10 protein-coding genes are annotated in these 12516 nt (G+C 73.9%); 7 read left to right on the forward strand and 3 right to left on the reverse strand.

The window, feature by feature from the left end; all coding sequences use genetic code 11:
* Positions 1–216: 216 nt before the first annotated feature.
* The 3 genes from ACO1BR_RS13475 to hemW all read left to right on the forward strand — a co-directional run bounded on the left by ACO1BR_RS13475 (position 217) and on the right by hemW (position 5801).
* Positions 217–2100 (forward strand): AMP-dependent synthetase/ligase, encoded by a 1884-nt coding sequence (locus ACO1BR_RS13475; RefSeq protein WP_426795288.1) that lies wholly within the window; start codon positions 217–219, stop codon positions 2098–2100.
* Positions 2101–2364: 264 nt separating this feature from the next.
* The gene (locus ACO1BR_RS13480; protein WP_426795289.1) at positions 2365–4455 is read left to right on the forward strand and encodes a SpoIIE family protein phosphatase; all 2091 of its coding nucleotides are present in this window, start codon (positions 2365–2367) and stop codon (positions 4453–4455) included.
* A gap of 113 nt (positions 4456–4568) precedes the next feature.
* Positions 4569–5801 (forward strand): radical SAM family heme chaperone HemW, encoded by a 1233-nt coding sequence (gene hemW / locus ACO1BR_RS13485; protein WP_426795290.1) that lies wholly within the window; start codon positions 4569–4571, stop codon positions 5799–5801.
* A gap of 244 nt (positions 5802–6045) precedes the next feature.
* On the opposite strand, the gene ACO1BR_RS13490 is transcribed toward hemW, so the two are convergent.
* The 3 genes from ACO1BR_RS13490 to ACO1BR_RS13500 form a co-directional block, all read right to left on the reverse strand.
* The gene (locus ACO1BR_RS13490) at positions 6046–6321 is read right to left on the reverse strand and encodes a DUF1876 domain-containing protein (RefSeq protein ID WP_201304814.1); all 276 of its coding nucleotides are present in this window, start codon (positions 6319–6321) and stop codon (positions 6046–6048) included.
* 75 nt (positions 6322–6396) lie between these two features.
* Positions 6397–7230 (reverse strand): DUF3097 domain-containing protein, encoded by an 834-nt coding sequence (locus ACO1BR_RS13495; protein WP_426795291.1) that lies wholly within the window; start codon positions 7228–7230, stop codon positions 6397–6399.
* Between the two features lie 146 nt (positions 7231–7376).
* Positions 7377–8111, reverse strand: a complete 735-nt coding sequence (locus tag ACO1BR_RS13500; protein ID WP_426795292.1) for an MBL fold metallo-hydrolase — start codon at positions 8109–8111, stop codon at positions 7377–7379.
* 275 nt (positions 8112–8386) lie between these two features.
* On the opposite strand from ACO1BR_RS13500, the gene hrcA reads away from it, so the two are divergent.
* The 4 genes from hrcA (at position 8387) to ACO1BR_RS13520 (ending at position 12480) form a co-directional block, all read left to right on the forward strand.
* Positions 8387–9403 carry a heat-inducible transcriptional repressor HrcA gene (gene hrcA, locus ACO1BR_RS13505; RefSeq protein ID WP_159503815.1) on the forward strand — a complete coding sequence of 339 codons (1017 nt, stop codon included), beginning with the start codon at positions 8387–8389 and terminating at the stop codon, positions 9401–9403.
* Positions 9404–10543 carry a molecular chaperone DnaJ gene (dnaJ, locus tag ACO1BR_RS13510; RefSeq protein WP_426795293.1) on the forward strand — a complete coding sequence of 380 codons (1140 nt, stop codon included), beginning with the start codon at positions 9404–9406 and terminating at the stop codon, positions 10541–10543.
* An 87-nt stretch (positions 10544–10630) separates the two neighbouring features.
* The gene (locus ACO1BR_RS13515) at positions 10631–11740 is read left to right on the forward strand and encodes a nitronate monooxygenase (RefSeq protein ID WP_426795294.1); all 1110 of its coding nucleotides are present in this window, start codon (positions 10631–10633) and stop codon (positions 11738–11740) included.
* On the forward strand, positions 11737–12480 hold the full coding sequence (locus ACO1BR_RS13520) for a 16S rRNA (uracil(1498)-N(3))-methyltransferase (RefSeq protein WP_426795295.1): 744 nt from the start codon (positions 11737–11739) through the stop codon (positions 12478–12480). Before ACO1BR_RS13515 ends, ACO1BR_RS13520 begins: the two co-directional genes overlap by 4 nt.
* Positions 12481–12516: the final 36 nt, after the last annotated feature.

Below are 12516 nucleotides of genomic sequence, written 5' to 3' on the forward strand. Positions count from 1 at the left end.
TTCCTTCGGGAGCCGGCGCCCCGTGCTGTGCCGGGGCCGGTGCGGGCCGCCGCTCTCCGCCGGGTCATACGACTGTTACGTACACCTATCGCGGTGGTCACATCCTGAACCAGTCGACCGCAGCCCCTTACATGGCGGCGTCACGCGTTCTACTCTGATCACTGCTCAAAGGTTACTCGCGAGTCACCAGCAATGAAGCGGGCCCCGGAGGATGCCGTGACGGACACCCACACGCTGATCGAAAACCGGCCGCCTTCGGTGGCGACCCTGTTCCTGGAACGGGTCGCGGCCACGCCCGACACCGAGGCGTACCGCTATCCCGTCCCCTCCTCCTCCGGTCCGGACGACTGGAAGACGCTGACCTGGGCCCAGGCCGCCGAGCGGGTCCACGCCACGGCCGCCGGGCTGATCGCGCTGGGGGTGTGCCCCGAGGAGCGGGTGGCGCTGGCGTCCAACACCCGGGTCGAGTGGATCCTCGCCGACCTCGGGGTGCTCTGCTCCGGTGCCGCCACCACCACCGTCTACCCCAGCACCAACGCCGAGGAGACCGCGTACATCCTGGCCGACTCCGGCAGCCGGGTGCTGATCGCGGAGGACGCCGGGCAGCTCGCCAAGGTCCGCGAGCGGCGCGCCGAGCTGCCCGAGCTGGCGCACGTCGTCGTCATCGACGAGGGCGCCGCGCAGCCCGCCGAGGGCGACCCCGAGGGCTGGGTGCTCTCGCTCGCCGAACTGGAGAAGCGCGGCACGGCGTATCTGGAGGAGCACCCGGAGTGCGTCACGGAGCGGGTCGGTGCGCTGCGCGCCGACCAGCTGGCGACGCTGATCTACACCTCGGGGACCACCGGCCGCCCCAAGGGCGTGCGGCTGCCGCACGACTGCTGGGCGTACATGGCGCGTGCGATCCAGGCGACCGGAATGGTCCACGCGGAGGACGTGCAGTACCTCTGGCTGCCGCTCGCGCACGTCTTCGGCAAGGTGCTCACCGCGGGGCAGATCGCCACCGGCCAGGTGATCGCCGTGGACGGCCGGGTCGACAAGATCATCGAGAACCTGCCGGTGGTGCGGCCGACCTACATGGCGGCCGTCCCGCGGATCTTCGAGAAGGTCTACAACGGCGTCGCGGCCAAGGCCCGGGCGGGCGGCGGCGCCAAGTACAAGATCTTCCAGTGGGCGGCCGGGGTGGCCCGCGAGTACGCCAAGCTCTCCCAGGACAACTTCCGCCGCACCGGCAACGCCTCGGTGCCGTTCGCGCTCGCCGCCAAGCACAAGGTCGCCGACGCCCTCGTCTACACCAAGCTGCGCGACGCGTTCGGCGGCCGGCTGCGTGCCGCGGTCTCCGGCTCGGCCGCGCTCGCCCCCGAGATCGGCTACTTCTTCGCCGGCGCCGGCATCCACATCCTGGAGGGCTACGGCCTGACGGAGTCCAGCGCCGCCAGCTTCGTCAACCCCGGCGAGGCGTACCGCACCGGCACGGTCGGCAAGCCGCTGCCCGGCACCGAGGTGCGGATCGCCGAGGACGGCGAGATCCTGCTGCGCGGCCCCGGCATCATGCAGGGCTACCACGGCCTGCCCGAGAAGACCGCCGAGGTCCTGGAGGAGGACGGCTGGTTCCACACCGGCGACATCGGCGAGCTCTCCCCGGACGGCTACCTGCGGATCACCGACCGCAAGAAGGACCTGATCAAGACGTCCGGCGGCAAGTACATCGCGCCGGCCGAGGTGGAGGGCCAGTTCAAGGCGGTCTGCCCGTTCGTCTCCAACGTGCTGGTGCACGGCGCCAACCGGAACTTCTGCACCGCGCTGATCGCGCTCGACGAGCCGACGATCCTGGGCTGGGCCAAGGAGCACGGGCTGGCCGGCCGGACGTACGCCGAGGTCGTCGCCACCGACCAGGTCCGCGAGCTGATCGACGGCTATGTGGAGCGGGTCAACGAAGGGCTCCAGCGCTGGCAGCAGATCCGCAAGTTCCGGCTGCTGCCGCGCGACCTGGACATCGAGCACGGCGAGGTCACACCCAGCCTCAAGGTCAAGCGGCCGGCGGTCGAGCGGGCCTTCAAGGACCTGCTGGAGGAGATGTACGCCGGGTCGCGGGAGGCGTAGGACCCGGCGACGGCGGGTGCGGTGCGGGCCGGGCGGGTCCGCACCGCACCGCGGTGTCCGGGCGGACGGGTCGGTGCGGGTGAAGTTGTCCATACAGGTTGATTCGGACGTATCTTCCCGTGTCGGTCAACTACCGTGCCGCGTCAGCCGAATTGACGGCGCTGACCACGCACTTCCGTAACTCACCGCTTATGGGTGCGCTCGTTCTGTCACCCTGGCGGTGGCGCATCCGGCGCTGCAGGGGAGCTGCTCGGGAGTTGCTCAATGAGGACGACAACTTCGTCTGAACGGAACGACGTTGCGGGAGCCGCCACGCGGTCCCTGCGGGCCAGTCTGCCCGGCGACCCGCGGGCCGCGGCCGCCGCGCGGCAGTTCGTCCGGGGCGCGTTCGCCGACTGGACCGCCCAGCGGCTGCCCGGCGCCGAGGGGCTCACCGACCGGCTGGCGGACGAGGCGGTACTGCTGGTCAGCGAGCTGGTGACGAACGCGGTGGTGCACGCCGGGACCACCGTCGAACTGCGCTGCCGGCTCGACCCGGACGCGGAGCCGGGGCCCTTCCCGGACGCCCCGCCGGGAGTGGACCCCGACGAGCCGCCGCGCGCCGGCCTGGTCGTCGAGGTCTCCGACCGGCACCCCACCCAGCCGGTCCGCGCCCGCGAGGACACCGGCGCCTACGAGGGCGGCGGCCACGGCCTCCAGCTGATCAGCGCGGTGGCCGAGGCGTGGGGCGTGACCTACCGCCGGGCGATGAAGACCGTGTGGTTCCGGCTGCCGGTGGGCGCCCCGGAGGGCGTACGGCCGGAACCGGAGGCGGTGGACACGGCGTTCGGGGCGTACGACGGGTACGGCGAGTGCGGTGAGTACGGCGCGGTCGACGAGGAGCTGCTGCGGCGCCGGCTGCGGGCCGCCGAACTCCTCGCCCCGGTGCCCCGCCGCACCGCCCCGCCCGACGCCCCCGACGCGACCGCCGGCCGGGCCCGGGGCCGGGGCGGCGTCGACAGCGGGGCGCTGTCCTTCCTCGCCGAGGCGTCCGACCTGCTCTCCGGACAGCTCGACGCCGACCAGGTCGCCTCCCTGGCCGCTCAGTTGATCGTTCCACGGCTCGCCGACTGGTGCGCGGTGTGGCTCCACGACGGCGACGGCGGCGCCCCCGGACGCGGCCTGGCGGCGAGCGGCGAGGCGCCTCGGCTGGCCCGCGTCTGGCACCTGTCCGAGGGCCGGATCGACGCGCTGCGCACCGCCCTGGAGAAGCAGCCGCCGGGCGGCGCCGCCGGGGAGGCCCTCGGCGGCAGGCCCACCGCGGCGCCCTGGCCCTGGCCGCACGAACCGGGCCACTACGAGCCCGGCGGCGCCGCCCTGGCCTGCCCGCTGGTCGCCGGCGGCCGCCGGCTCGGCACCGTGCTGCTCGGCCGGGCCGGGCTGCTGCACTTCCCCGACGAGGTGGTCGCGCTGGTCGAGGACCTGTGCCGCCGGGCCGCCCGCGCGGTGGCCACCGCCCGCGCCTACAGCCGCCAGGAGCGCATCAGCCAGGTCCTCCAGCGGCGGCTGCTGCCCCGCGGCCGGGCCCGGGTGCCCGGAGTGCACTCCGCGGTGGTCTACGAACCGCGCGAGGGCGCCTGGGCGGGCGGCGACTTCTGGGACCTCTTCGAGGCCGGGGACGGCCGCTGGTGCTTCGCCCTCGGCGACGTCTGCGGCAGCGGCCCCGAGGCCGCCGCGGTCACCGGCCTGGCCCGGCCCGTGCTGCGGCTGCTGGCCCGCGACGGCTTCGGGGTCGCCGAGGTGCTCGACCGGCTCAACAAGACCATGGCGCGGGAGGCCGCCGACTCGGTCGCGGCGGTCGCGGCGGCGGTCGCGGCGGCCGGCGCCGGGGCCGAGGCGCCCGTCGAGATCCGTGAGGAGGGCGAGCAGGCCCGCTTCCTGTCCCTCCTTTACGGCGAGATCGTGCCGTACCGGGGCGTCCCCGGCGGCGCCCGCTGCACCCTGGCCAGCGCCGGCCATCCGCTGCCGCTGGTGCTGGGTGCGGACGGCGCGGTCCGGGTCGTGGCGGCGCCGCAGATGCTGCTGGGGGTCGTCGAGGACGCCGCGTACGTCAGCGAGTCCTTCGACCTGCGCCCCGGGGAGACGCTGCTGTGCGTCACCGACGGGGTGACCGAGCGCCGCTCGGGGCGGCGGCTGTTCGACGACGAGGACGGGCTGGCCCAGGCGCTGGCCGCGGCGGCCGGGCAGGGCGCCGAGGACATCGCCGAGCACATCCGGCGCACGGTCCACGCCTTCGGGCCGACGCCGCCGGACGACGACCTGGCGCTGCTGGTCCTCCAGGCCGCGACCCGCGCGGCGGCGAACGGGGTGCCCTAGGGACTGCCCGACGGCTCAGGGGCGGAGCGGCCCCCCGGGCGGGTCGGGCGTGTGACGAGGGCCGCCGCCGGAGCCGAGCCGGGACCGCCGCCGCATGACGGACAATGGACCCCATGCCTTCCGCACTGCCAGACGGTGAGCCGATGCCCGAGGACGGGGCGCTGCCCCGCCATGCGCTGACCGGCGCCGCCGGCCGGCCCCTCGGCTTCTACCTGCACGTGCCGTACTGCGCGACCCGCTGCGGCTACTGCGACTTCAACACCTACACCGCGAGCGAGCTGCGCGGTTCCGGCGGCGCCCCGGCCTCCCGCGAGACCTACGCCGACACGGTCGTCGAGGAGATCCGTCTGGCCCGCAAGGTGCTGGGCGACGACCCCCGCCCCGTGCAGACGGTCTTCGTCGGCGGCGGCACCCCGACCCTGCTGCCGGCCGCCGACCTCGGCCGGATGCTGGCCGCCCTCCGCGACGAGTTCGGCCTGGCCCCCGGCGCCGAGATCACCACCGAGGCCAACCCGGACTCCGTCGACCCCCGCTATCTCGCCGAGCTGCGCGCGGCCGGCTACAACCGCGTCTCCTTCGGCATGCAGAGCGCCCGGCAGCACGTCCTGAAGATCCTCGACCGCACCCACACCCCGGGCCGCCCCGAAGCCTGCGTCGCCGAGGCCCGCGCGGCCGGCTTCGCGCACGTCAACCTCGACCTGATCTACGGCACCCCGGGCGAGACCGACGACGACTGGCGGGCCTCCCTCGACGCGGCCATCGGCGCCGGCCCCGACCACGTCTCCGCGTACGCGCTGATCGTCGAGGACGGCACCCGGCTGGCCCGCCGGATCCGCCGCGGCGAGATCCCGATGACCGACGACGACGTGCACGCCGACCGCTATCTGATCGCCGAGGACCGGCTCACCGCCGCCGGCTTCACCTGGTACGAGGTCTCCAACTGGGCCACGTCCGAGGCCGCCCGCTGCCGCCACAACGAGCTGTACTGGACCGGCGCCGACTGGTGGGGCGCCGGCCCCGGCGCGCACAGCCACGTCGGCGGTGTCCGCTGGTGGAACGTCAAGCACCCCGGCGCCTACGCCCAGGCCCTCGCCGAGGGCCGCTCCCCGGGCGCCGGTCGCGAGGTCCTCCCGGACGAGGACCGCCGCGTCGAGCGCATCCTCCTGGAGCTCCGCCTCGCCGCCGGCTGCCCGCTCTCCCTCCTCGCCCCCGCGGGCGCCCGCGCCGCCGCCCGCGCACTGGCCGACGGCCTCCTGGAGCCCGGCCCGTACGAGGCGGGACGCGCGGTGCTGACGCTGCGTGGGCGGCTGCTGGCGGACGCGGTGGTGCGAGACCTGGTGGACTGAGGGGACGGGCCGGGTGGACTGAGGGGAGTGACCGGCGGGCCCTCGCGGGGCCGGTGCGGCCGGACCGCCCGGCCGCCGGGCACGCGACGGCTATCGGGCCACCGGGTCACCAGTTCAACGGGTCGGCGCAGCACGGCACTTCAGCGGATCACGGACAGGTCGGCGGGGCATCGTACGTCAGTGGGCCAGTGGGCCAGTGGGCCAGTGGGCCAGTGGGCGTGGGCCAGCGGGTCAGGGGGGCACGTCAGTGGGTCAGCGGGCGTGACTGCCGCCCCGACTCCTGGTCGATCTCGTCGTGGGCCTTGGTCAGCAGCTGCATCGCCATGTCGTTGAGCGCCCGAGCGCCCGCGACCTCCTCGCCGACCCGGGGCTGGTTCCCGTCGGCGGGGTGGCGGCTGGCATAACCATGGGACCGCACCTCGGTCCCGTCGGGCAGCCGGACCAGCGCGGCGGCCCGGGTGCGGTGGGTGTCCTCCTCGAATTCCAGCTCGACATGCCATCCGACAACGGTCTTCAACATGACGGTCACCTCCGGAATCGCTGCTACCAGCGTGCGCTCGCCACGGCCCCGGCGCACCACATGCCCCGGGCCCGGCTACGCCCCCTCCGGGGCCGTCACGAAGTCGATCAGCTCCTCGACCCGCCCCAGCAGGGACGGCTCCAGGTCCTTGTACGACCGCACGCCGGAGAGGATCCGCTGCCAGGCCGCGCCGGTGTTCTCCGGCCAGCCCAGCGCCCGGCACACCCCGGTCTTCCAGTCCTGGCCGCGCGGCACGGCCGGCCACGCCGCGATGCCCACCGAGGACGGCTTCACGGCCTCCCAGACGTCGATGTACGGGTGGCCGACGACCAGCGCGTGCGCACCGGTCACCTCGGCCGCGATCCGGGACTCCTTCGAGCCGGGCACGAGATGGTCGACCAGGACGCCGAGCCGGGCGTCCGGGCCGGGGGAGAAGGCGCGGACGATCGCCGGGAGGTCGTCGATGCCCTCCAGATATTCCACGACCACGCCCTCGATGCGCAGGTCGTCGCCCCAGACGCGCTCGACCAGTTCGGCGTCGTGCCGCCCCTCCACGTAGATGCGGCCGGCCCGCGCGACCCGGGCGCGGGCGCCGGGGACCGCGACCGACCCGGAGGCGGTCCGCGCCGGACCGCTCGGCGCGGGGCGGCTCCGGGGGCGTACGAGCGTGACGACCCTGCCCTCCAGGAGGAAGCCGCGCGGCGCCATCGGGAAGACCCGCTGCTTGCCGAACCGGTCCTCCAGCGTGACCGTCGGCCCCTCGGCGGTCTTCTCGCAGCGGATCACCGCGCCGCAGTAGCCCGTGGTGACCTCCTCGACGACCAGATCGGGATCGGCGGGCACTTCGGGCGCCGGCTGCTGCTTCTTCCACGGGGGAGTGAGGTCGGGGCTGTAGTGCTTGTTCTGCATGAGGGCCTGTTCTGTGGACGGACTTCTGCGGGCCGACCGTCCTGACCGGCCGGACCAGTGGGACTGACCGACCGGCCGGACCGGTGGGCGGAAGGGGGGAGCGGCGGAAGCGGAGAGCGGTGCGGGGCGGCAGCTCAGAACGGCGCTCAGGACGGCGGCGGGCCGAACCGGGCGGCGAGGGCGTCGCGCTGGGCGCGCACGAAGCGGGCGTCGACGACGGCGCCGTGGCCCGGCACGTACACCGCGTCCTCGCCGCCCAGGGCGAGCAGCCGGTCCAGGGCGGCGGGCCACTGCTGGGGGAGCGCGTCCGGCCCGGCCTGCGGCTCGCCCGACTCCTCCACCAGGTCGCCGCAGAAGACGATCTCCGGGGAGCCGTGCCGGCCGGGCACCAGGACGGCCAGGTCGTGCGCGGAGTGGCCGGGGCCGACGTTGGCCAGCAGCACCTGCCGGTCGCCGAGGTCGACGGTCAGCTCGCCGTGGACGTGGTGGTGCGGCGTGACCAGCAGGTCGGCGGCCTCCGCGGCGGCGTCCCGGTCGACACCGTGCCGCACCGCGGAATGCCGGAGCTCGTCCTTGCTGCGCCGCAGCAGCTCGCCCAGCCCGGCCGCGCCGAACACCTCGACGCCCGCGAAGGCGGCGGTGCCCAGCACATGGTCGAAGTGCGGGTGGGTCAGTGCGATGTGTGTCACGTCCCGGCCCAGTACGCCGCGGATGGTGCGGCGCAGTGCGGCGCCGTCGCGGAGGGTGGCGCCGGTGTCGACGATCATGACCCCGGCGGTGCCGGCGATCACCCCGATCGTTTCGTCCCAGCCGGGCATCCGGCGCCGGGCGACACCGTCGTCGAGCTGTTCCCAGCCTGCCTCTTCCCATGCAGTGCGCATACCGAGACGCTAGCGCCATCGCGATAGCGTTGCGCGACGGTCGGCCGTTCCGGCGGCCCGGACCGGGTGCCGGCCAGGGCCTGCCGGGCAGCGGTCGGGGGGCGCCAAGGGGCGCTCCCGGGGTCGGATTCCGCGGTCCCGGGCAACTCCCCACCACGCTCACCCTTGCCGCATCCGTGCTACCCGGCCGTACACTTACTGGGTCTGGCACTCGGCTGATGTGAGTGCCAGGAGAGACGACACACGGCGGGACGGCCGGACTGGAGGTGCGCGGGATGCTCAGCGAACGCAGGCTCGAAGTGCTGCGCGCCATCGTCCAGGACTACGTCGGCACGGAGGAGCCGGTCGGCTCCAAGGCGCTCACCGAGCGCCACAAGCTCGGGGTCTCCCCGGCCACCGTGCGCAACGACATGGCGGCCCTGGAGGACGAGGGTTTCATCGCCCAGCCGCACACCAGCGCCGGGCGGATCCCGACCGACAAGGGATACCGCCTCTTCGTCGACAGGCTGGCCGGCGTCAAGCCGCTGTCCAGCCCGGAGCGGCGCGCCATCCAGAATTTCCTGGACGGCGCCGTCGACCTCGACGACGTGGTCGGCCGGACGGTTCGGCTGCTGGCGCAGCTGACCCGGCAGGTCGCGGTCGTGCAGTACCCCTCCCTGACGCGGTCCACGGTCCGGCACGTCGAGCTGCTGGCGCTGGCCCCGGCGCGGCTGATGCTGGTGTTGATCACGGACACCGGACGGGTCGAGCAGCGGCTGGTCGACTGCCAGTCGCCGTTCGGCGAGATGTCCCTGGCGGACCTGCGGGCCCGGCTCAACAGCCGTGTCGTCGGGCGGCGGTTCACGGACGTGCCGCAGTTGGTGCAGGATCTTCCGGAGTCCTTCGAGCAGGACGACCGCGGCACGGTCTCGACAGTACTGTCGGTGTTGCTGGAGACTCTGGTGGAGGAGACCGAAGAGCGGCTGATGATCGGCGGTACCGCCAATCTCACGCGCTTCGGGCATGATTTCCCACTGACCATCCGGCCGGTGTTGGAAGCCCTTGAGGAGCATGTGGTGCTGCTCAAGCTGCTCGGGGAGGCCAAGGACTCGGGCATGACCGTACGTATCGGGCATGAGAATGCTCATGAGGGCCTGACGTCCACCTCGGTCGTCGCCGTCGGCTACGGTTCGGGCGACGAGGCCGTCGCAAAAATGGGCGTGGTCGGACCGACCCGCATGGACTACCCCGGAACGATGGGAGCGGTACGCGCAGTGGCACGTTACGTCGGACAGATCCTGGCGGAGTCGTAAGTGGCCACGGATTACTACGCGGTCCTGGGCGTACGGCGCGATGCCTCGCAGGACGAGATCAAGAAGGCATTCCGGCGGCTGGCGCGCGAGCTGCACCCGGATGTCAACCCGGACCCCAAGACCCAGGAGCGGTTCAAGGAGATCAACGCCGCTTACGAGGTCCTCTCCGACCCGCAGAAGAAGCAGGTCTACGACCTCGGCGGCGACCCCCTGTCGCAGTCCGGCGGTGCCGGCGGCGGCGCGGGCGGCTTCGGCGCGGGCTTCGGCAACTTCTCCGACATCATGGACGCGTTCTTCGGCACGGCGTCGCAGCGCGGACCGCGCTCGCGGACCCGCCGCGGCCAGGACGCGATGATCCGCCTCGATGTCGAGCTCAGCGAGTCGGCGTTCGGCACGACCAAGGACATCCAGGTCGACACCGCCGTGGTCTGCACGACCTGCAGCGGCGAGGGCGCGGCGCCCGGGACGTCGGCGCAGACCTGTGACATGTGCCGCGGTCGCGGTGAGGTGTCGCAGGTCACCCGGTCCTTCCTCGGCCAGGTCATGACCTCCCGGCCGTGCCCGCAGTGCCAGGGCTTCGGCACGGTCGTGCCGACCCCGTGCCCCGAGTGCGCGGGCGACGGCCGGATCCGCTCGCGCCGTACGCTCACGGTCAAGATCCCGGCCGGCGTCGACAACGGCACCCGCATCCAGCTGGCCGGTGAGGGCGAGGTCGGCCCCGGCGGCGGCCCCGCCGGCGACCTCTACGTCGAGATCCACGAGCTGCCCCACTCGGTCTTCCAGCGGCGCGGCGACGATCTGCACTGCACGGTGACCATCCCGATGACGGCGGCGGCGCTGGGCACGAAGTGCCCGCTGGAGACGCTGGACGGGATGGAGGACGTCGACGTCCGGCCCGGCACCCAGTCCGGCCAGTCGATCCCGCTGCACCAGCGGGGCGTGACGCATCTGCGCGGCGGCGGCCGGGGCGATCTGATCGTCCATGTCGAGGTCCAGACCCCGACGAAGCTCGACCCCGAGCAGGAGGAACTCCTGCGCCGACTGGCCAAGCTGCGCGGCGAGGAACGGCCCACCGGGCAGTTCCAGCCCGGCCAGCAGGGCCTCTTCTCCCGCCTGAAGGACGCGTTCAACGGGCGGTAGGCACACGGCGTACCCCGGCCGGCTGTTCCGCACTTCGCGGCCCTGCCCCGGTTCGGGGCAGGGCGGTGGGCGTGACACGATGTGGTCATGCCCACCGCGCTCACCGCTCTCTGCCGTCACCCCATCGTGCAGGCCCCGATGGCGGGCGGCGCCTCCGGGTCCGAGCTGGCCGCGGCGGTCTGCCAGGCCGGCGGGCTCGGCTTCCTCGCCGCCGGGTACAAGACCGCCGACGGCATGTACCAGGAGATCAAACAGCTCCGGGCGCTGACCGACCGCCCCTTCGGCGTCAATCTCTTCATGCCGCAGCCCTCGCTGGCCGACACGTCCGCCGTCGAGGTCTACCGCGAGCAACTCGCGGGCGAGGCCGCCTGGTACGAGACCGAGCTCGGCGACATCGACGGCCCCTGTGACGACGGGTACGAGGCCAAGCTCGCGATCCTGCGCGAGGATCCGGTGCCGCTGGTCTCGTTCACCTTCGGCTGCCCCTCGCGGGCGGTCCTCGACGGCTTCGCCAAGGTCGGCACGTACACCGTCGTCACGGTCACCACGGCCGCCGAGGCGCAGGCCGCGCAGTGGTCCGGCGCCGACGCGGTCTGCGTGCAGGGCGTGGAGGCGGGCGGCCACCAGAGCACCCACCGGGACGATCCGCACGCGGACGGCACCGGTGCGGGACTGGGGCTGCTGGCGCTGCTCGCGCAGGTCCGGGAGGCCGTGCAGATCCCGGTGATCGCCGCGGGCGGGCTGATGCGCGGGGCGCAGATCGCGGCGGTGCTGGCCGCCGGGGCGTCGATGGCGCAGCTGGGCACCGCCTTCCTCGTCACGCCCGAGTCCGGCGCCAACCCGCTGCACAAGCAGGCGCTGACCAACCCCCTTTTCACGCATACGGAGTTGACCCGGGCGTTCTCCGGGCGGCCGGCCCGCGGGCTGGTGAACCGTTTCCTTCGCGAGCACGGCCGGTACGCGCCGGCCGCCTATCCCGCCGTGCACTACCTCACCTCCACCGTCCGCAAGGCCGCCGCCAAGGCCGGCGACGCGCAGGGCATGAACCTGTGGGCGGGGCAGGGACACCGGCTGGCGCGGGAGATGCCCGCCGGGCGGCTGGTGAAGGTGCTGGTGGCCGAACTGGACGCGGCACGCGCCGCGTTGGGCGAGGCCCGCACCGGCGGGGACGCGGACGCCACCGGCGGTGCCGCATGACCGCGCCGGTCTTCCTCGTCGACTCGCTGGCGGGTGTACGGGCCGGGGGCACCCTGACCCTGGACGGTCCCGAGGGCCGGCACGCGGTGTCGGTACGGCGGCTGCGGGTCGGTGAGGAGGTCGTGCTGACCGACGGCGCGGGCGCCGGCGCCCACGGCACGGTCGCCGCCGTCGAGGGCAAGGACCGGCTCACCGTCGCCGTGGCGGAGCTGCGCACCGAGGCCCCTCCGGTGCCCACGATCACCGTCGTGCAGGCGCTGCCCAAGGGCGACCGCGGGGAGCTGGCCGTGGAGACCATGACCGAGACTGGCGTGGACGCCATCGTCCCCTGGGCGGCGGCGCGTTGCGTCACCCAGTGGAAGGGCGAGCGGGCCGCCAAGTCGCTGGCGAAATGGCGTGCCACGGCGCGCGAGGCGGGTAAGCAGTCGCGCCGGCTGACCTTCCCGCAGGTCGCCGACCCGCTGACGACCAAGCAGGTCGCCGCGCTGCTCGCCGACGCCGACTTCGCCGCCGTCCTCCACGAGGAGGGCAGCGCCCCGCTGGCCACCGCCGAACTCCCCGCCCAGGGCTCGATCGTGCTGGTCGTCGGCCCGGAGGGCGGCGTCTCCCCGGAGGAGCTGGCCGCCTTCGCCGAGGCGGGCGCCAAGCCGTACCGCCTGGGTGCGACCGTGCTGCGCACTTCCACGGCCGGCACGGCGGCGACCGCGCTGCTGCTGGGGCGCACCGGGCGCTGGAGCTAGCGTCCGTCCGAGGTCCGGGGTGGGGGGGGGGGGGGG

Source organism: Streptomyces sp. YGL11-2 (assembly GCF_050054615.1).
Taxonomy (GTDB): domain Bacteria; phylum Actinomycetota; class Actinomycetes; order Streptomycetales; family Streptomycetaceae; genus Streptomyces.

Bases quoted from the DNA above. Each gene is read 5' to 3' on its own strand.
- ACO1BR_RS13480 (WP_426795289.1), top strand. From the start codon at position 2,365: ATGAGGACGACAACTTCGTCTGAACGGAACGACGTTGCGGGAGCCGCC.
- hemW (WP_426795290.1), top strand. From the start codon at position 4,569: ATGCCTTCCGCACTGCCAGACGGTGAGCCGATGCCCGAGGACGGGGCG.
- ACO1BR_RS13490 (WP_201304814.1), bottom strand. From the start codon at position 6,321: ATGTTGAAGACCGTTGTCGGATGGCATGTCGAGCTGGAATTCGAGGAG.
- ACO1BR_RS13495 (WP_426795291.1), bottom strand. From the start codon at position 7,230: ATGCAGAACAAGCACTACAGCCCCGACCTCACTCCCCCGTGGAAGAAG.
- ACO1BR_RS13500 (WP_426795292.1), bottom strand. From the start codon at position 8,111: ATGCGCACTGCATGGGAAGAGGCAGGCTGGGAACAGCTCGACGACGGT.
- hrcA (WP_159503815.1), top strand. From the start codon at position 8,387: ATGCTCAGCGAACGCAGGCTCGAAGTGCTGCGCGCCATCGTCCAGGAC.
- ACO1BR_RS13515 (WP_426795294.1), top strand. From the start codon at position 10,631: ATGCCCACCGCGCTCACCGCTCTCTGCCGTCACCCCATCGTGCAGGCC.
- ACO1BR_RS13520 (WP_426795295.1), top strand. From the start codon at position 11,737: ATGACCGCGCCGGTCTTCCTCGTCGACTCGCTGGCGGGTGTACGGGCC.